This window comes from Pseudomonas sp. KH_027 (assembly GCF_057838565.1).
In genome coordinates this window covers 4,369,423-4,387,343 of sequence record NZ_CM174470.1, presented here as the reverse complement: position 1 = coordinate 4,387,343, position 17,921 = coordinate 4,369,423, and the positions used below count along the sequence as shown (strand labels likewise).

At 64.5% G+C, this 17,921-nt stretch carries 16 protein-coding genes; 13 read left to right on the top strand and 3 right to left on the bottom strand.

From position 1 onward, the window contains the following. Window positions 1-92: 92 nt before the first annotated feature. The gene (locus tag AC3IYG_RS20580; RefSeq protein ID WP_489311331.1) at window positions 93-1,010 is read left to right on the top strand and encodes a c-type cytochrome domain-containing protein; all 918 of its coding nucleotides are present in this window, start codon (window positions 93-95) and stop codon (window positions 1,008-1,010) included. Between the two features lie 38 nt (window positions 1,011-1,048). Here AC3IYG_RS20580 and AC3IYG_RS20575 read toward each other — a convergent pair whose 3' ends face one another. The 3 genes from AC3IYG_RS20575 to AC3IYG_RS20565 all read right to left on the bottom strand — a co-directional run bounded on the left by AC3IYG_RS20575 (window position 1,049) and on the right by AC3IYG_RS20565 (window position 3,559). Then, window positions 1,049-1,342, bottom strand: coding sequence for a hypothetical protein (locus AC3IYG_RS20575; protein ID WP_489311330.1), 294 nt, complete (start codon window positions 1,340-1,342; stop codon window positions 1,049-1,051). Window positions 1,343-1,554: 212 nt separating this feature from the next. After that, on the bottom strand, window positions 1,555-2,337 hold the full coding sequence (locus tag AC3IYG_RS20570) for an N-acyl homoserine lactonase family protein (protein ID WP_489311329.1): 783 nt from the start codon (window positions 2,335-2,337) through the stop codon (window positions 1,555-1,557). Between the two features lie 178 nt (window positions 2,338-2,515). Next, window positions 2,516-3,559, bottom strand: a complete 1,044-nt coding sequence (locus AC3IYG_RS20565; RefSeq protein ID WP_489311328.1) for a threonine aldolase family protein — start codon at window positions 3,557-3,559, stop codon at window positions 2,516-2,518. Between the two features lie 591 nt (window positions 3,560-4,150). On the opposite strand from AC3IYG_RS20565, the gene glyA reads away from it, so the two are divergent. The 12 genes from glyA (at window position 4,151) to AC3IYG_RS20505 (ending at window position 17,830) form a co-directional block, all read left to right on the top strand. Next, window positions 4,151-5,404, top strand: a complete 1,254-nt coding sequence (glyA, locus tag AC3IYG_RS20560; protein ID WP_489311327.1) for a serine hydroxymethyltransferase — start codon at window positions 4,151-4,153, stop codon at window positions 5,402-5,404. 157 nt (window positions 5,405-5,561) lie between these two features. Next, window positions 5,562-6,812, top strand: coding sequence for a sarcosine oxidase subunit beta family protein (locus AC3IYG_RS20555; RefSeq protein ID WP_489311326.1), 1,251 nt, complete (start codon window positions 5,562-5,564; stop codon window positions 6,810-6,812). A gap of 206 nt (window positions 6,813-7,018) precedes the next feature. Continuing rightward, the gene (locus AC3IYG_RS20550) at window positions 7,019-7,348 is read left to right on the top strand and encodes a sarcosine oxidase subunit delta (protein WP_489311325.1); all 330 of its coding nucleotides are present in this window, start codon (window positions 7,019-7,021) and stop codon (window positions 7,346-7,348) included. After that, the gene (locus AC3IYG_RS20545) at window positions 7,345-10,377 is read left to right on the top strand and encodes a sarcosine oxidase subunit alpha (RefSeq protein WP_489311324.1); all 3,033 of its coding nucleotides are present in this window, start codon (window positions 7,345-7,347) and stop codon (window positions 10,375-10,377) included. Before AC3IYG_RS20550 ends, AC3IYG_RS20545 begins: the two co-directional genes overlap by 4 nt. Before the next feature lie 120 nt (window positions 10,378-10,497). Then, window positions 10,498-11,127: a sarcosine oxidase subunit gamma gene (locus AC3IYG_RS20540; RefSeq protein WP_489311323.1), complete on the top strand. Its 630-nt coding sequence runs from the start codon at window positions 10,498-10,500 to the stop codon at window positions 11,125-11,127. 67 nt (window positions 11,128-11,194) lie between these two features. Further along, window positions 11,195-12,052, top strand: coding sequence for a formyltetrahydrofolate deformylase (gene purU, locus AC3IYG_RS20535; protein ID WP_489311322.1), 858 nt, complete (start codon window positions 11,195-11,197; stop codon window positions 12,050-12,052). 200 nt (window positions 12,053-12,252) lie between these two features. Continuing rightward, a complete protein-coding gene (gene fdhA, locus AC3IYG_RS20530; RefSeq protein ID WP_489311321.1) occupies window positions 12,253-13,452 on the top strand; it encodes a formaldehyde dehydrogenase, glutathione-independent in 1,200 nt (399 codons plus the stop codon). 247 nt (window positions 13,453-13,699) lie between these two features. Then, the gene (locus AC3IYG_RS20525) at window positions 13,700-14,272 is read left to right on the top strand and encodes a DUF2780 domain-containing protein (protein WP_489311320.1); all 573 of its coding nucleotides are present in this window, start codon (window positions 13,700-13,702) and stop codon (window positions 14,270-14,272) included. 193 nt (window positions 14,273-14,465) lie between these two features. Next, window positions 14,466-14,966, top strand: coding sequence for a retropepsin-like aspartic peptidase RloA2 (gene rloA2 / locus AC3IYG_RS20520; RefSeq protein ID WP_489311319.1), 501 nt, complete (start codon window positions 14,466-14,468; stop codon window positions 14,964-14,966). A gap of 142 nt (window positions 14,967-15,108) precedes the next feature. Next, complete coding sequence (gene creB, locus AC3IYG_RS20515; protein WP_489311318.1) at window positions 15,109-15,798, top strand: two-component system response regulator CreB; 690 nt, start codon at window positions 15,109-15,111, stop codon at window positions 15,796-15,798. Then, complete coding sequence (gene creC, locus AC3IYG_RS20510; protein ID WP_489311317.1) at window positions 15,798-17,225, top strand: two-component system sensor histidine kinase CreC; 1,428 nt, start codon at window positions 15,798-15,800, stop codon at window positions 17,223-17,225. The genes creB and creC overlap by 1 nt, the downstream gene beginning before the upstream one ends. A 170-nt stretch (window positions 17,226-17,395) precedes the next feature. Next, complete coding sequence (locus tag AC3IYG_RS20505; RefSeq protein WP_489311316.1) at window positions 17,396-17,830, top strand: CBS domain-containing protein; 435 nt, start codon at window positions 17,396-17,398, stop codon at window positions 17,828-17,830. Window positions 17,831-17,921 lie beyond the last annotated feature (91 nt).

The following is a 17,921-nucleotide window of genomic DNA, read 5'->3' as shown; positions in this document are numbered from 1 at the left end:
TCAGGGGCGTGCGCTTGGTCTTTAATCAAACAGGCGTGTTGACCATTCAGAGGCAACGCGGCCCCGCCCTGATCGCCAGAGGCCATGTCGTTATGCACAAGCTCCTTTGCCGGGTGACGGTCATTCGCGTGCTCCTGCTGCTCGCCGCTGCCGCCAGCGCCCGGGCGACGGAAGTGACCTACGCGGACCTCGCACCGATCCTGCAGGCCCGTTGCGCGATCTGCCATAGCGGGCCGGCCGCGCCCATGCAGCTGGAGCTGGTCAGCCTCGAAAGCCTGCTCAAGGGCAGCCGCAATGGTCCCGTGGTGCAGGCCGGCAATCCGCCAGGCAGCGAGCTGATCAGGCGGCTCAAGGGCCAGAGCCTGCCGCGCATGCCGATGAGCGGGCCGCCGTTCCTGGCCGATCAGCAGATCGAGCTGTTCGAGCGTTGGGTCGCCGCGGGGTTGCCGCCCGGTTCCAGCGCCGGCGTGGCGGTTGTCGCCGCGCCAGCGGCGCCGCAACCGGGCGAGCGGGTGACCTATGCCCATGTCGCGCCGATCTTCGCGCGGCACTGCAGCAAGTGCCATTCGGCCAATGGGGTGCTGGATGCGGCGCCCGAAGGTTATGAGCTGACGTCCTACCGGGCGACGCTCTCCGCTGCCGAGCGGGTGGAGGTGGTGCCGGGCTCCGCGCAGGCCAGCGAGCTGGTACGGCGCATTCGTGGCGATGCCGAGCCGCGCATGCCTTACGATGGGCCGCCGTACCTGGACGACGCGGACATCGCTTTGATCGTCGAGTGGATCAACCAGGGCGCGCTGGATGCCAATGGCCTGGCGGCGCCTGTGCCCAGTGGTGGGCGCGTGCGTCTGCACGGCATCCTGCGCGAAGGCTGGAAGCTGGATTCGCTGAGTCTCGGCATCAACGCCGAGACCCGGATCGACAAGTCCCCGGAGGTCGGGGATTACGTGGAAGTGCGAGGTCGCCTGGGGGCCGATGGCAGTGTGCTTGTCGAACGCATCCGCCGGCGCTGAGTGCGCTGCTGCAGGGCTGGCGCCGCGTGGGCCGGAGCTTACTTGACGAGGTTCATGCGCTTGTTGGTGAACACGCAGATCACCCCGGCCTTGTTGTACATGACCTGGTGGTTGAAGTCGCAGTAGGCGGCCGCCACGCTCAGCGGCAGTTGCTCGTTGCTCCACTGGTCGGGCTTGAACCAGGCCAGTTGGCCGTCCTTGCAGCGCTCGGCTTGGGCGTCGGTGCTGTAGGTGCAAAGCTGCGCCTGGTCGACTTGGTTTTTTTGCCCGAAGCAGCCCGACATGGCCAGGGCGCTGGCGCCGATCAACAGGTACTGGGTGATTTTTTGCATGGTTGCTCCATAGCCTGATTCAGGCCTTCGATGATCGGAATGTTCAGCTATCGGCCCCGGTCCGCAGTCGCCGCGCACGCGCTGTCGTCGTGGCGCCGTTCAGTGGGCGCGGGGTGGCCGACCGCATGCAGACCACGGCGCCGGCCGGCAGTTCAGGCGGATGGTTCGGCCGCTGCCCATGGCCCGACCAAGTGCGGCACCGATCCGAGGCTTCAATCGCGCCACAGCGGGAACCTCGGCAAGCTCTGGTAGAAGGCCATGTCGTGATTGGGCCAGAGCTGTGCGTCTTCATCGCGGGCCAGGGTATTGAGTTTGTGGATGCTGGCGAGGGCCAGCGCTTCGTTGTCCTGCCAGCAGTAACCGGGGGCGATTTCCTCCGTCAGGTTCTCAGTGAGATCGGCGGCATCGCCGCAGAGGATCACCGGTCGGCCCTTGGGCAGTTCGATGAACAGCGACATGTGCCCGGCCGTGTGCCCGGGGCTGGCGATGGCATGCACGCCCGGGGCGACCGCATACTCGCCGGTCTGCAGGCGCCATTGCTCGGCATTGCTCAGTTCGTCGGCGAACACGCCTTCATCCAGCCCGGTACGCGCGGCTGCCAGTTCGTCGGCGTGCAGGTGCACCTCGCAGCCCGGCAGGTCGCAGAGGCCGCCGGCATGGTCGAAGTGCAGGTGGCCGATGAACACCACATCGATATCCGCGGCCGTCAGCCCCAGTTGCCCCAGGTAGCGGGGGATGCGTTGCTCTTCAAGCATGGAGGGGGCATCGAACTGGGGACGCATTGGCTCGAAGTACTGCTTGTTCAACATCGGGTCGGCGACCTTGCGGTAGTCGCAGCCGACGTCGTAGAGGATGCGACCGTTCGGGGTCTCGATCAGGTAGGCGAGGATGGGGGCCTGAATGAACTGCCCATGGCCACGGCCGCGGGTCGACACGGTCTTTTCGTAACGGTGGGTGCCCGTCAGCAGGGGCCAGAGTTTGAGCGCGTGTGACATGCTGAACTCCTGGTGGCACCGCGCCGAGCGAAGCGCTCGGTTACAGCGGTGGCGAACACCACCGCCGAGGGTGGGTTCGCGGTGCTTGAATGCCCGTCAGACGGGAAGCCAGCATGCAGTATAGGTCGGCGAGGCCCGGGCGCGGCGGTGGGGCGAAGAGCGGCTTATCGAACGGGCCTCAGCCGGCGCTCATCACCTGGCGAATGTCCGCCGCCAGCTCGCGCACCCGGGCTTCTTGGGTATCCCACGAACACATGAAGCGGGCGCCGCCGGCACCGATAAAGGTGTAGAAGCGCCAGTCACGGGCGCGCAAGGCCTCGATCGCCGGTTCCGACAGTTGCAGGAACACGCCGTTGGCTTCGACCGGGAACATCAGGCTGACGCCGGGTATGTCGCTGACCAGTTCGGCGAGCAGGCGCGCGCAATGGTTGGCATGGCGGGCGTGCTTGAGCCAGGCGTCGCCTTCGAGCAGGCCGATCCAGGGCGCGGAAAGGAAGCGCATTTTTGACGCCAGTTGTCCGGCCTGCTTGCAGCGGTAACCGAAGTCTTCGGCCAAGGCCTTGTTGAAGAACAGGATGGCCTCGCCGACAGCCATGCCGTTCTTGGTGCCGCCAAAGCAGAGCACATCGACACCGGCTTTCCAGGTCAACTCCGCCGGCGAGCAACCGAGAAAGGCGCAGGCGTTGGAAAAACGCGCGCCGTCCATGTGCAGGTTGAGGCCCAGTTCATGGCAGGTGGCGCTGAGGGCGCGCAGTTCGTCCGGGCGGTAAACGGTGCCGATCTCGGTGGCCTGGGTGAGGGTCACCACCCGTGGTTTCGGGTAGTGGATATCCTGACGCTTGAGCGCGATTTCGCGGATTGCCGCCGGCGTCAGCTTGCCATTTTCGGTCGGCGCGATAAGCAGTTTGGAACCATTGGAGAAGAACTCCGGCGCACCGCATTCGTCGGTTTCGACGTGGGCGGTCTCGGAGCAGATGACGCTGTGGTAGCTCTGGCACAACGCCGACAGCGCCAGCGAGTTGGCGGCGGTGCCGTTGAAGGCGAAGAACACTTCGCAGTCGGTTTCGAACAGGCGGCGGAAGTGATCGGCGGCACGGGCGGTCCACTGGTCCTCGCCGTAGGCCTGCTGATGGCCCTGGTTGGCGTGTGCCATGGCGGCCCAGGCTTCCGGGCAGATGCCGGAGTAGTTGTCGCTGGCGAATTGCTGTGTGTTGTCGGTCATGGGGCGCGTTCCTGTTTGCGGCTATGTGGCCACTTTAGCGGGATTGTTTCGCGCCGGGGTGGCCAGGCTCAGTCTTTCATCCCGTCAGGCGCAACCGAGGTTGCGCATCGGCCGCCGAACGGTAGGTGCCACACGGGATTGAAAGCTGTCGCAATTGGGATATAGCGCCTCTACTAATGCGCTCGAACCTTGGCGCCAATTTTATTATTTCAGGGCATGCAGGGCGGTTATGGCAAGGCCGCACGCCGAGCCGATCAACCCCGGGTCGGGCAGCGTCAGGCGCGGGCTTTGGCGCTTGCGGCAACGTCGCTCAGCGGCGCCTTGGCCGCTGGTCGCGAATGGCTGGCCTTTGGGACGGTAAATTCGCCCGGCGGTGGTCGCGCTTGGTCAGTTTGAGCATTTTGACGTCGTAAACAGGCAAATGCAGTGCCCGGGTATTTCGCAGAATCGGTAGCAACGCAGAACCCAGGCCGACCGCCGCTGGCCGCGTCACCGCCGCCGGGCTGCATCTGGCCCAGCGGGTGGCGCATCGACCCGGGCAGGGCGGCCCTCACAATAAACGTGACAGACAATTGTCGCAGGAGATCCGAGATGTTCAGCAAGCACGACCAGATCAAAGGCTATGACGACGAACTGCTGGCAGCGATGAACGCCGAGGAAGCGCGGCAAGAGCACCACATCGAGCTGATCGCCTCGGAAAACTACACCAGCCAGCGCGTGATGGAAGCGCAAGGCAGCGGCCTGACCAACAAGTACGCCGAAGGCTATCCGGGCAAGCGTTACTACGGTGGCTGCGAGCACGTCGATGTGGTCGAGCAACTGGCCATCGATCGCGCCAAGCAACTGTTCGGCGCCGACTACGCCAACGTCCAGCCGCACTCCGGCAGCCAGGCCAACGCCGCAGTCTATCTGGCCCTGCTGCAAGCCGGCGACACCGTGCTGGGCATGAGCCTGGCCCACGGCGGCCACCTGACCCACGGCGCCAAGGTCAGCTTCTCCGGCAAGCTGTACAACGCCGTGCAGTACGGCATCGACACCGCCACCGGCTTGATCGACTACGACGAAGTCGAGCGCCTGGCCGTCGAGCACAAGCCGAAGATGATCATCGCTGGCTTCTCCGCCTACTCCAAGACCCTGGATTTCCCGCGCTTTCGCGCCATCGCCGACAAGGTTGGCGCCTATCTGTTCGTCGACATGGCCCACGTCGCCGGCCTGGTCGCTGCCGGTCTGTACCCGAACCCGATTCCCTTCGCCGACGTGGTCACCACCACCACTCACAAGACCCTGCGCGGCCCGCGTGGCGGCCTGATCCTGGCCAAGGCCAACCCCGACCTGGAGAAAAAACTCCAGGCCGCGGTGTTCCCGGGTGGCCAGGGCGGCCCGCTGATGCACGTGATCGCGGCCAAGGCCGTGTGCTTCAAGGAAGCGCTGGAGCCAGGTTTCAAAGCCTACCAACAGCAGGTGATCGACAACGCCCAGGCCATGGCCAGGGTCTTTATCGACCGTGGTTACGATGTGGTTTCCGGTGGTACCGACAACCACCTGTTCCTGGTCAGCCTGATCCGTCAGGGCCTGACCGGCAAAGACGCCGATGCGGCGCTGGGTCGTGCCGGTATCACCGTGAACAAGAACGCCGTACCGAACGACCCGCAATCGCCGTTCGTGACCTCCGGTCTGCGTATCGGCACCCCGGCGATCACCAGTCGTGGTTTCAAGGTGGCGCAGAGCGTCGAGTTGGCGGGCTGGATCTGCGACATCCTCGATCACCTCGGCGATGCCGATGTCGAGGCACAGGTGGCCAAGCAGGCGGCGGCGATGTGCGCCGATTTCCCGGTTTACCGCTGAGTTTCGCGGCGCCTGTAGGGTGGGTTAGCCGAAGGCGTAACCCACCAGAGTCCAGGCGCAGGGTGTCATCCGCCGCTGCGGTGGGTTACGCCGCTTCGCGGCTAACCCACCCTACGTTCTGCGCAAAGACAGTTTTCACGTATCAGGAGTACCACTGATGCAACGCTATTCCGGCTTCGGCCTGCTCAAACACTCGCTCAGCCATAACGAAAACTGGCAGCGCATGTGGCGTAACCCAACGCCGAAACCGGTGTATGACGTGGTCATCGTCGGCGGTGGCGGTCACGGCCTGGCTACCGCTTACTACCTGGCCAAGGTCCACGGCATCAAGAATGTCGCGGTGGTCGAGAAGGGCTGGCTGGGTGGCGGCAACACCGCGCGCAACACCACCATCGTCCGCTCCAACTACCTGTGGGACGAGTCGGCGGCGATCTACGAGCACGCCATGAAGCTCTGGGAAGGGCTGTCGCAAGATATCAACTACAACGTCATGTACTCGCCGCGCGGGGTCTTCAACCTCGGTCACACGCTGCAGGACATGCGTGACATCGAGCGCCGCGTCAGCGCCAACCGCCTCAATGGCGTGGATGGCGAAGTGCTGAATGCCAAGCAGGTGGAGGAGATGATCCCCTACCTCGACTGCTCGAAGAACACCCGCTACCCGGTGCTGGGCGCTTCCCTGCAACGTCGCGGCGGCGTGGCCCGTCACGATGCCGTGGCCTGGGGCTATGCCCGCGCCGCCGATGCCCTGGGCGTCGACCTGATCCAGCAGACCGAAGTAACCGGTTTCCGCAAGGAGAACGGCGTGGTGATCGGCGTCGAAACCAATCGCGGCTTTATCGGCGGCAAGCGTGTCGGCGTGGTCACGGCCGGTAACTCCGGGCACATGGCCAAACTCGCCGGTTTCCGCCTGCCGCTGGAATCGCACCCGCTGCAGGCGCTGGTGTCGGAGCCGATCAAGCCGATCATCGACAGCGTGATCATGTCCAACGCCGTGCACGGCTACATCAGCCAGTCGGACAAGGGCGACCTGGTGATCGGCGCCGGTATCGACGGTTATGTCGGTTACGGCCAGCGCGGCTCCTACCCGACCATTGAACACACCCTGCAAGCCATCGTCGAGATGTTCCCGGTGCTCAGCCGCGTGCGGATGAACCGCCAGTGGGGCGGCATCGTCGACACCTCGCCGGATGCCTGCCCGATCATCAGCAAGACCCCGGTGCCGAACCTGTTCTTCAACTGCGGTTGGGGTACCGGTGGCTTCAAGGCTACCCCGGGTTCCGGCCATGTGTTTGCCGCGAGCCTCGCCACCGGCGAAATGCACGCGCTGGCAAAACCCTTCGCCATGGACCGTTTCCATAACGGCGCTTTGATCGACGAACACGGCGCCGCCGGCGTCGCGCACTAAAAAGGTCGCCTGAAAGGCGACGGCCGATGACCCTCGCCCATTTATGGACGAGGGTGCGCGAAGGGCGGGAGAGGGTGGGGTCGGCCTGCACGAGAATCCCTCTCCCCAGCCCTCTCCCTGAAGGGAGAGGGGGTAGACCGAGAATGATCGTTGCCCCTTGCCTCATACGAAGGCGGGGGGAGTAAAGAATTCTGGAGGTACGGCACATGCTGCAAATATTCTGCCCTCACTGTGGCGAACTGCGCTCCGAAGAGGAATTCCACTCGGCCGGCCAGGCGCACATTCCGCGCCCGCTCGACCCGAACGCCTGCACCGATGAAGAGTGGGGCGACTACCTGTTCTTCCGCGACAACCCGCGCGGCCTGCACCACGAACTGTGGATCCATGCGGCGGGCTGCCGGCAGTACTTCAACGCCACCCGTGACACGGTGAGCTACGAAATTTTCGAAACCTACAAGATTGGCGAAAAGCCGAGCGTAACCGCCAAGCCCAAGAGCGCTCCGCTCGTCGGCCGTGCGGCAGGAGAACAGGCATGAGCCAGATCAATCGCCTGAACAACGGTGGCCGGATCAACCGCAACCAGCCGTTGACCTTCAAATTCAATGGCGAGACCTATCAGGGTTATGCCGGTGACACCCTGGCCGCCGCGCTGCTGGCCAATGGCGTCGACATCATCGGTCGCAGCTTCAAATACTCGCGGCCGCGCGGCATCGTCGCCGCCGGCGCCGAAGAACCGAACGCCGTGCTGCAGATCGGCTCGCGCGAAGAGACCCAGATCCCCAACGTGCGTGCCACGCAGCAGGCGCTGTACAGCGGCCTGGTCGCCAACAGCACCAACGGCTGGCCGAGCGTCAACAACGACCTGATGGGCATTCTCGGCAAGGTTGGCGGCGACATGATGGCGCCGGGTTTCTACTACAAGACCTTCATGTATCCGCAGTCGATGTGGATGACCTACGAGAAGTACATCCGCAAGGCCGCGGGCCTCGGTCGCGCGCCGAAAGAAAACGACCCGGACCGCTACGACTACATGAACCAGCACTGCGACGTGCTGGTGGTCGGCGGCGGTGCAGCCGGCCTGGCCGCGGCATTGGCCGCAGGGCGCGCCGGTGCGCGGGTGATCCTGGCGGACGAGCAGGAAGAGTTCGGCGGTCACCTGCTGGACAGCCGCGAGAGCCTCGACGGCAAACCGGCCGCCGACTGGGTGGCCAAAGCCATCGCCGAACTCAAGGCCATGCCCGACGTGCTGCTGTTGCCGCGCGCCACGGTAACCGGCTACCACGACCACAACTTCCTGACCATTCACGAGCGGCGCTGCGATCACCTCGGTGAAACCGCGCCCATGGGCGCTTTCAGTTTCCAAGAGGTGCGCCAACGCATGCACCGCGTGCGGGCCAAGCGCGTGGTGTTGGCCAGCGGCGCCCACGAGCGGCCGTTGGTCTACGGCAACAACGATGTACCGGGCAACATGCTGGCCGGCGCGGTCTCCACCTATGTGCGCCGTTATGGCGTGGCGCCGGGCAAGCAGCTGGTGCTCAGCACTACCAACGACTACGCCTACCGCGTGGCGCTGGACTGGCTGGAAGCCGGCCTGAAAGTGGTCGCCATCGCCGATGCCCGGCCCAACCCGCGTGGTGCCTGGGTCGAGGAAGCGCGGGCGAAAGGCCTGCGGGTACTGACGGGCAGTGCCGTGATCGAAACCCGTGGCAGCAAGCGCGTCAGCGCGGCGCGCGTGGCGGCCATCGATCCGCTCGCGCACAAGGTCACCAGTCCCGGCGAGTGGCTGGAGTGCGATCTGGTCGCGACGTCCGGCGGCTACAGCCCGGTGGTGCACCTGGCTTCGCATTTGGGCGGCAAGCCGACCTGGCGCGAAGACATCCTCGCGTTTGTGCCGGGTGAAGGCTTTCAGCAGCGCATCTGCGCCGGTGCGGTGAACGGTGTGTTCGCCCTCGGCGACGTGCTCGCCGATGGTTTCGAAGCCGGCGTCAAAGCCGCCGGTGATGCCGGGTTCGCTCCGGTCAGCGGCGAACTGCCGAAAGTCTTCGGTCGGCATGAAGAAGCCAGCGTGGCGCTGTTCCAGGTGCCACATGAAAAGCCGACGGCACGTGGGCCGAAGCAATTCGTCGACCTGCAGAACGATGTCACCTCTGCCGGCATCGAGCTGGCGACCCGCGAGGGCTTCGAGTCGGTCGAACACGTCAAACGCTACACCGCGCTGGGTTTCGGTACCGATCAGGGCAAGCTGGGCAACATCAACGGCTTGGCCATCGCCGCCCGTTCGCTGGGTATCAGCATCCCGCAGATGGGCACCACCATGTTCCGCCCGAACTACACGCCGGTGACCTTCGGTGCCGTGGCCGGACGTAACTGCGGGGCATTGTTCGACCCGGTGCGTTACACCGCGCTGCATAACTGGCACCTGAAAAATGGCGCCGAGTTCGAGGATGTCGGCCAGTGGAAGCGTCCGTGGTACTTCCCGAAAAACGGTGAAGACCTGCACGCCGCGGTCGGCCGCGAGTGCAAGGCGGTGCGCGACAGCGTCGGCATTCTCGATGCCTCGACCCTCGGCAAGATCGATATCCAGGGCCCGGATGCCCGCGAGTTCCTCAACCGCGTGTACACCAACGCCTGGACCAAGCTGGATGTGGGCAAGGCCCGCTACGGCTTGATGTGCAAGGAAGACGGCATGGTCTTCGACGACGGCGTGACCGCCTGTCTGGCCGACAACCACTTCCTGATGACCACCACCACCGGCGGTGCCGCGCGAGTCATGCAGTGGCTGGAAATCTACCACCAGACCGAATGGCCGGAGCTCAAGGTGTACTTCACCTCGGTCACCGACCACTGGGCGACCATGACCCTGTCCGGGCCGAACAGCCGCAAGCTGCTGGCCGAAGTCACCGACATCGACCTGGACAAGGACGGCTTCCCGTTCATGACCTGGAAAGAAGGTCTGGTCGGCGGCGTACCGGCGCGGGTGTTCCGCATCTCCTTCACCGGTGAGCTGTCGTACGAAGTCAACGTGCAGGCCGACTACGCCATGGGTGTGCTGGAAAAGATCGTCGAGGCTGGCAAGCCGTACAACCTGACCCCGTACGGCACCGAAACCATGCACGTGCTGCGGGCCGAGAAGGGCTTCATCATCGTCGGCCAGGACACCGACGGCTCGGTGACCCCGGACGACCTGAACATGGGCTGGTGCGTCGGCCGCACCAAACCGTTCTCCTGGATCGGCTGGCGTGGGATGAACCGCGAAGACTGCGTGAAGGAAAACCGCAAGCAGCTGGTCGGCCTCAAGCCGCTCGACCCGCAGCTGGTGCTACCCGAAGGCGCGCAGCTGGTGTTCGACACCCAGCAGCAGATCCCGATGGCGATGGTCGGTCACGTCACGTCCAGCTACTACAGCGCGAGCCTGGGTTACAGCTTCGCCCTGGCGCTGGTCAAAGGCGGCTTGAAACGCATGGGCGAGAAGGTCTACGCGCCGCTGGTGGATGGCCGCATGGTCGAGGCGGAAATCGTCAGCGCGGTGTTCTTCGACCCGAAAGGGGAGCAGCAGAATGTCTGACGCCGCTATCCGTCGTTCCCGCGCAGGCGGGAACCCAGAAACCAGCCTGTATCGGGCTCCCGCCTGCGCGGGGATGACGGTTCCTTTCCATCGCTCGATGTGCCAGCAAGCGAGGCCTCTATGACTTCCGTAAACGTCTACAAACAGCGCCCGGATGCGGCCCACGCCGAGTCGCCGCTGTTCCACGCCGGCCTCAATGAGCTGGCGGGCAAGGGTAAAGCCAACGCCGGTATCCAGCTGCGCGAGAAGAAACTGCTCGGCCACCTGACCCTGCGTGGCGATGGCCATGACCCGGCATTTGCCGGCGGCGTGCACAAGGCCACCGGGCTGGAGCTGCCCGGCGCATTGATGCTGGTCAGCCAGGGCGAAAGCTCGCTGCAATGGATGGGCCCGGATGAGTGGCTGCTGATCGTCCCGAGCGGCCAGGAACTGGCCGCCGAGCAACGCCTGCGTGAAGCCCTGGCCGGGCAGCACCATCAGGTGGTCAACGTCAGTGGCGGGCAGACGATTCTGGAGCTCTCCGGGCCGAAGGTCCGCGAGCTGCTGATGAAGTCCACCAGCTATGACGTACACCCGAAAAACTTCCCGGTCGGCAAAGCGGTCGGCACCGTGTTCGCCAAGTCGCAACTGGTGATTCGCCGTACCGGCGAAGAAACCTGGGAGCTGTTGGTCCGCCGCAGCTTCTCCGACTACATCTGGTTGTGGCTGCAGGATGCCAGCCAGGAGTATGGGCTGGCGATCAAGGCGTAAGGGTCGCATCCGATCGTTCCCACGCTGGAGCGTGGGAACGATTAAATACCCCCATCGGAGTACGCACATGAGCCGCACACCCGATACCTGGATTCTCACCGCCGATTGCCCGAGCCTGCTGGGCACGGTGGATGCGGTGACGCGCTACCTGTTCGAACAGGGCTGCTATGTCACCGAACACCACAGCTTCGATGACCGGCTGTCGGGGCGCTTCTTCATCCGCATCGAGTTCCGCCAGCCGGATATCTTTGCCGAGCAGGCGTTTCGCGAGGGCCTGGGCGAGCGCGTCGCGGCGTTCGACATGCGCTTCGAGCTGACCCCGCCGAACTACCGCAGCAAGGTGGTGATCATGGTCTCCAAGGCCGACCACTGCCTGAACGACCTGCTCTATCGCCAGCGCATCGGCCAACTGCCGATGGACGTGGTGGCGGTGGTGTCCAACCACCCGGACCTCGAGCCGCTGGCGCGCTGGCACGGCATTCCCTACCACCACTTCGCCCTCGACCCCAACGACAAGGCCGGGCAGGAGCGCAAGGTCTGGCAGGTGATCGAGGAGTCCGGCGCCGAACTGGTGATTCTCGCCCGCTACATGCAGGTGTTGTCGCCGGAGCTGTGCCGCAAGCTGGATGGCTGGGCGATCAATATCCATCACTCGCTGCTGCCCGGTTTCAAGGGCGCCAAGCCCTATCACCAGGCCTATCAGAAGGGCGTCAAGCTGGTCGGCGCGACGGCGCACTACATCAATAACGACCTGGACGAAGGCCCGATCATCGCCCAGGGCGTCGAGCCGGTGGACCACACCGACTACCCCGAAGACCTGATCGCCAAGGGCCGCGACATCGAGTGCCTGACCCTGGCCAAGGCCATCGGTTTCCATATCGAGCGGCGGGTGTTCCTCAACGCCAATCGCACGGTGGTGCTGTAAGGCAACGGTTTTTGTAGGCGCGACCCATGGCCGCGATTGCTCTTGAATCGTTCGCGGCCATGGGCCGCTCCTACAGGATGAGGGAGAGGTTTTACCGTGCTGCCTGCGCGGTCTCTCCCGCAACAGACACAAGCTCCAGTACAGGGCCGCGTGGCCGGTGGCTGCGCCTTTGTATTCACAAAAACAAAGGAGAACAACATATGTCTGGTAATCGTGGTGTCGTGTACCTCGGCGCTGGCAAGGTCGAAGTACAGAAAATCCCTTTCCCGAAAATGGAAGATCCGCGCGGCAAGCGCATCGAGCACGGCGTCATCCTGCGCGTGGTCTCGACCAACATCTGCGGTTCCGATCAGCACATGGTGCGCGGCCGCACCACGGCGCAGGTCGGGCTGGTGCTGGGGCATGAAATCACCGGTGAGGTGATCGAGAAGGGCCGTGACGTCGAGCATCTGAAAGTCGGCGACTTGGTCTCGGTGCCGTTCAACGTCGCCTGTGGCCGTTGCCGCAGCTGCAAGGAGCAGAACACCGGCGTCTGCCTGACGGTCAACCCGGCGCGTCCCGGCGGCGCCTATGGCTACGTCGACATGGGCGACTGGGTCGGCGGCCAGGCCGAATACGTGCTGGTGCCCTATGCCGACTTCAACCTGCTGAAGCTGCCGGACCGCGACAAGGCGATGGAGAAAATCCGCGACCTGACCTGCCTCTCCGACATCCTGCCGACCGGCTACCACGGCGCGGTAACCGCCGGCGTCGGCCCCGGCAGCACGGTGTATATCGCCGGTGCGGGCCCGGTTGGTCTGGCCGCTGCCGCTTCCGCCCGCCTGCTTGGCGCGGCGGTGGTGATCGTCGGTGACGTCAATCCGGTGCGTCTGGTGCATGCCAAGGCGCAAGGCTTCGAGATTGTCGACTTGTCTCAGGACACGCCGCTGCACGAGCAGATCGCCAACCTGCTCGGTGAGCCGGAAGTCGATTGCGCAGTCGATGCGGTGGGCTTCGAAGCGCGCGGCCATGGTCACGAAGGGGCGCAGCATGAAGCGCCGGCGACCGTGCTCAACTCGTTGATGGGCGTGGTGCGGGTGGCTGGCAACATTGGCATCCCCGGTCTGTATGTCACCGAAGATCCGGGTGCGGTCAATAACGCCGCCAAGCATGGCAGCCTGAATATCCGCTTCGGCCTCGGCTGGGCCAAGTCGCACAGCTTCCACACTGGCCAGACCCCGACGATGAAGTACAACCGCCAACTGATGCAGGCGATCATGTGGGACCGGATCAACATTGCCGAGGTTGTCGGCGTGCAGGTGATCAGCCTGGATGATGCGCCCAAGGGCTACCATGAGTTCGATGCCGGGGTACCGAAGAAATTCGTCATGGACCCGCACAAGCTGTTCAGCGCGGCGTAAACCGCGAAGAGTGGAGAAAGGGCAGCCTGGAGCTGCCCTTTTTTATGGGCGCGGCAAGCGTCTGACGGCGACGCGTCGGGCACTTGCGTGCGCGGCGCGGGTTGTTTGGCGTCGCCTTACCGGGCCGGGCAGCAGATAATCTTGCGGCGGGCGGGAACATCGTCCGCATCGCCCCAGTCAAACCTGTGGCTCATTGACCTGCCGGCGGGATTGCCTAGGCAGGATTTTCTCCGAAGAGGTTTTACCGATGAATGCTCCACGTCGCCTTGCTCTGGTCGCTGTCCTTTCCCTGGCCGCTTGCCCGGCCTTTGCTTTCAGCCTCAGCGATGCCGCCAATGTGTACTCGGCTGCCCAGGGCGGCAAAGGCGCTGATGCGGCCAGCCTGCTGAGCAACCCGCAGAACCTGGAACTGTTGCAGGCGCTCAAGGACCTGAAAGTCACCCCGGAACAAGCCGTAGGCGGCACCGGCGCGTTGCTGGGCCTGGCGAAGAATCAATTGCCGAACAACGAATACAGCCAGCTGACGCAAAGCGTGCCGGGCCTGGAGAAGCTCGAGGGCAGCAACGGCCTGAGCCAGTTGGGGGCTATCAGCGCTCTGTTGGGCAAATCGGCCGGCACGCCGGTCAGTGCCGAGGCGAATGCCGCGGTAGCCAATGTGAACAGCGCGCAAGACCTGAATAACGCCTTCAGCGCCCTGGGCATGGACAGCGGCATGATCGGCCAGTTCGCGCCGTTGCTGCTGCAGTACCTCGGCCAGCAGGGTGTTGCCGGTTCGCTGCTGGGCAACCTGGGCAGCCTCTGGGGTGTCGGCGGCGCGTAGCGGTCGATCCGCATCACAGGGGCAGGGCAGGCGGGTTTCTGGCGTCGCTACACTGGCGTACGTGGGCGGGTGCAGCGGGCGCCGAACACCTGACAACCCCGGCACAGGATTTTCACAGCCCGTCGAGTAAAAAGAACCAACGGCGGCGAATCCAGTCCCATCCCTACACACTTAGCCCGGAGTAACTCTGCGCGTGAAACGTATTCTTGCCCTGCTGACCCTCGTGGCGTTGCCTGTTCTGGCCGCCGACCCGACCATTTATGGTCGCTACGAATACATCAAACTGCCGGAAATCGATCAGACCTTCAAAGCCAAGATGGACACCGGCGCGCTGACCGCGTCCCTGTCGGCCAAGGACATCGAGCGCTTCAAGCGCGATGGCGAGGACTGGGTGCGCTTCCGCCTGGCGACCAAGGACGCGGACGACACCGTCTACGAGCATCCCGTGGCGCGCATCAGCAAGATCAAGAGCCGCGCCGATGAGGAAGATGGCGAGGAAGAGCCGGAGGCGGTCAAACGCCCGGTGGTCGATATGAAAATGTGCCTGGACGGCGTCACGCGCACCATCGAGGTCAACCTGACCGATCGCAGCAGCTTCAACTATCCGCTGTTGATCGGCGCCAAGGCGCTGCGCGAGTTCGACGCGGCGATCAACCCGGCGCGGCGCTTCACCGCCGGCAAACCCAAGTGCTGAAAGGGTCGCCGCTCTGCTGAGAGCAACCGGCTCGCTGCGGGTTACTGAGCGCCTGGCCTATTGGTGCCGGCGCCGCCGGCCTTGACGCTGCGGCCAGCCTGTCGCAGGCTCCTCGCCCAGTCTGTTCAGCCGCAGGACGCCCATGCCGCAGATTCTGATTGTCGAAGACGAAGCCGCAATCGCCGATACCCTGATCTACGCCCTGCAAAGCGAGGGCTTCACGACCCTCTGGCTGACATTGGCCGGCGCAGCGCTGGAGTATCAGCGCGCGACTCCAGCCGATCTGCTGATTTTCGATGTCGGCCTGCCGGACATGAGTGGCTTCGAGGCGTGCAAGCAACTGCGGCGTTTCTCCGAGGTGCCGGTGCTGTTCCTCACCGCCCGCAATGCCGAAATCGACCGGGTGGTGGGCCTGGAGATCGGTGCCGACGATTACGTGACCAAACCCTTCAGCCCGCGCGAGGTGGCGGCCCGGGTCAAGGCCATCCTCAAGCGCATGCTGCCGCGTGCGCTCGAGCCGACGAGTGCAGCCGCGCAGGCGCACGGCCCGTTCCGGGTCGACGCCGAGCGCTTCCAGATCCACTACCGTGAGCAGTTGCTCAGCCTCACCCGCCATGAGTTCCGTCTGCTGCACACTCTGCTGGCCCAGCCCGAGCGGGTGTTCAGCCGCGAGCAGTTGCTGGATGCCGTCGGCGTCGCGGCGCAGGATGGTTACGAGCGCAACGTCGACAGCCATATCAAAAGCCTGCGCGCCAAGCTGCGCCAGGTGGCGGCGGATGCCGAGCCGATCCAGACCCATCGCGGGCTGGGTTATAGCCTGAGGCTGATCTGATGCCGCTCGGCATTCGCATCTTCCTGGTTTACTTCCTGTTCGTCGGCCTGGCCGGCTGGTTCGTGCTGAGCACGGTGATGGATGAAATCCGCCCCGGCGTACGGCAGACCACCGAGGAAACCCTGGTGGACACCGCTAACCTGCTGGCCGAGTTGCTGCGCGAGGACCTGCGTAGCGGCAATCTCAACCAGAATCGCTGGCAGGAGCTGTTCCAGGCCTATGGCCAGCGTCAGCCGCAGGCGCAGATCTGGGGTGTGACCAAGACCGCCGTGAGCCATCGCATTTATGTGACCGATGCGCATGGCATCGTGCTGGTGGACTCCAGTGGCGAGGCCGTCGGCCAGGATTACTCGCGCTGGAACGATGTCTACCTGACTCTGCGTGGCCAGTACGGCGCCCGCTCGACCCGCGAAGAGGCGGACGACCCCGACTCTTCGGTGATGTACGTGGCGGCGCCGATCAAGGACCAGGGGCAGATTGTCGGCGTGGTTTCGGTGAGCAAACCGAGCCGCACCCTGCAACCCTACATCGAGCGCTCGCAGCGGCGCCTGGCCTGGTTCGGCGCCGGGCTGATCGGCCTCGGTCTGTTGGTTGGCGGCTTGCTCTCCTGGTGGCTGAGCGGCTCGCTGCGGCGCCTGACCCACTATGCCCGGGCTGTGTCGGCCGGTGAGCGCGGCGAGCTGCCCAGGCTGCATGGCGGCGAGCTGGCGCAACTGGCCGAGGCGCTGGAACACATGCGCAGCGAGCTGGAGGGCAAGGCCTATGTCGAACGCTACGTGCATACCCTGACCCACGAGCTGAAGAGTCCGCTGGCGGCCATTCGCGGTGCCGCCGAATTGCTCGAAGGCGAGATGCCGGCTGCGCAGCGCCAACGTTTCATCGGCAATATCCAGAGCGAGAGCGCGCGCCTGCAGCAACTGATCGAGCGGCTGCTGAACCTGGCCCTGGTGGAACAGCGCCAGGGCTTGGAGGCGTGCATCGCCGTGCCGCTGCGGGCGCTGCTGGACGAGCTGCTGCAGGCCCAGGCCGCGCGTATCCAGAGCGCCCAGCTGCGGGTCGAAAACCTGGTGGGCGAGGGCGTGCAACTGCTGGGCGAGCGCTTTCTACTGCAGCAGGCGCTGACCAATCTGCTCGACAACGCGCTGGACTTCACTCCGCCCGGCGGGCTGCTGCGCTTGACTGCCGAGACGCGTGCCGGGGACGTTGAACTCAGCCTGTTCAACCAGGGCGAGCCGATTCCCGCTTACGCCTTGCCGCGTTTGACCGAGCGTTTCTATTCCCTGCCGCGCCCGCTCACTGGGCGTAAGAGCACCGGTCTGGGGCTGAATTTCGTGCAGGAGGTGGCCAGCCTGCATGGCGGTGCTATAACAGTGGGCAACGTGTCGGGCGGGGTCGATGTGCGGTTGACCCTGCCGCAGGTTGAATAGTGTGGGCCGCATCCAGTGCCGTAACCGCTCTGCAAGGCTGTCAAGCTACCTCGCAGGTCGCTCCGCATGCTCAGCCGCGCAGCGCTCGACGCGAGTGGGGCCGGGCGTTGGCATAAATCGTGTTACGCACACCGCTCTGCTATAAAAACAAAAGCCTCAGGAGTAACGGTATGAAAACGGTTGCCGAAATCCTCAAGTCCAAAGCGCATTCAACGATCTACAGCGTCAGCCCCACGACCTCGGTCCTGGAAGCCGTGACCCTGATGGCCGAAAAGGGCATCGGCGCACTGGTGGTGATGGAGGGCGAGCAACTGGTGGGGATCGTCAGCGAGCGTGACTACGCCCGTAAGATCGCTCTGCTGGAGCGCTCGTCGTTTACTGCGCGGGTCAGTGAAATCATGACAGCGAAGGTCATTACGGTAGACCCCAAACAGGGTAACCGGCATTGCATGCAGTTGATGACCGAAGGGCGCTTGCGCCACCTGCCGGTGATGGCCGACGGCAAGCTGATCGGCCTGTTGTCCATCGGCGACCTGGTCAAGGACATCATCTCCGAGCAGGAAAGCCTGATTCAGCACCTGGAACAGTACATCCGCGGGGAATAGCCCGCTGCCGGCTTTGTGCCCTCTCCCCGACCCCTTTCCCGCAAGCGGGAGAGGGGAGCCCGTCGCCCACACAATCTCCACACTGTCTCCA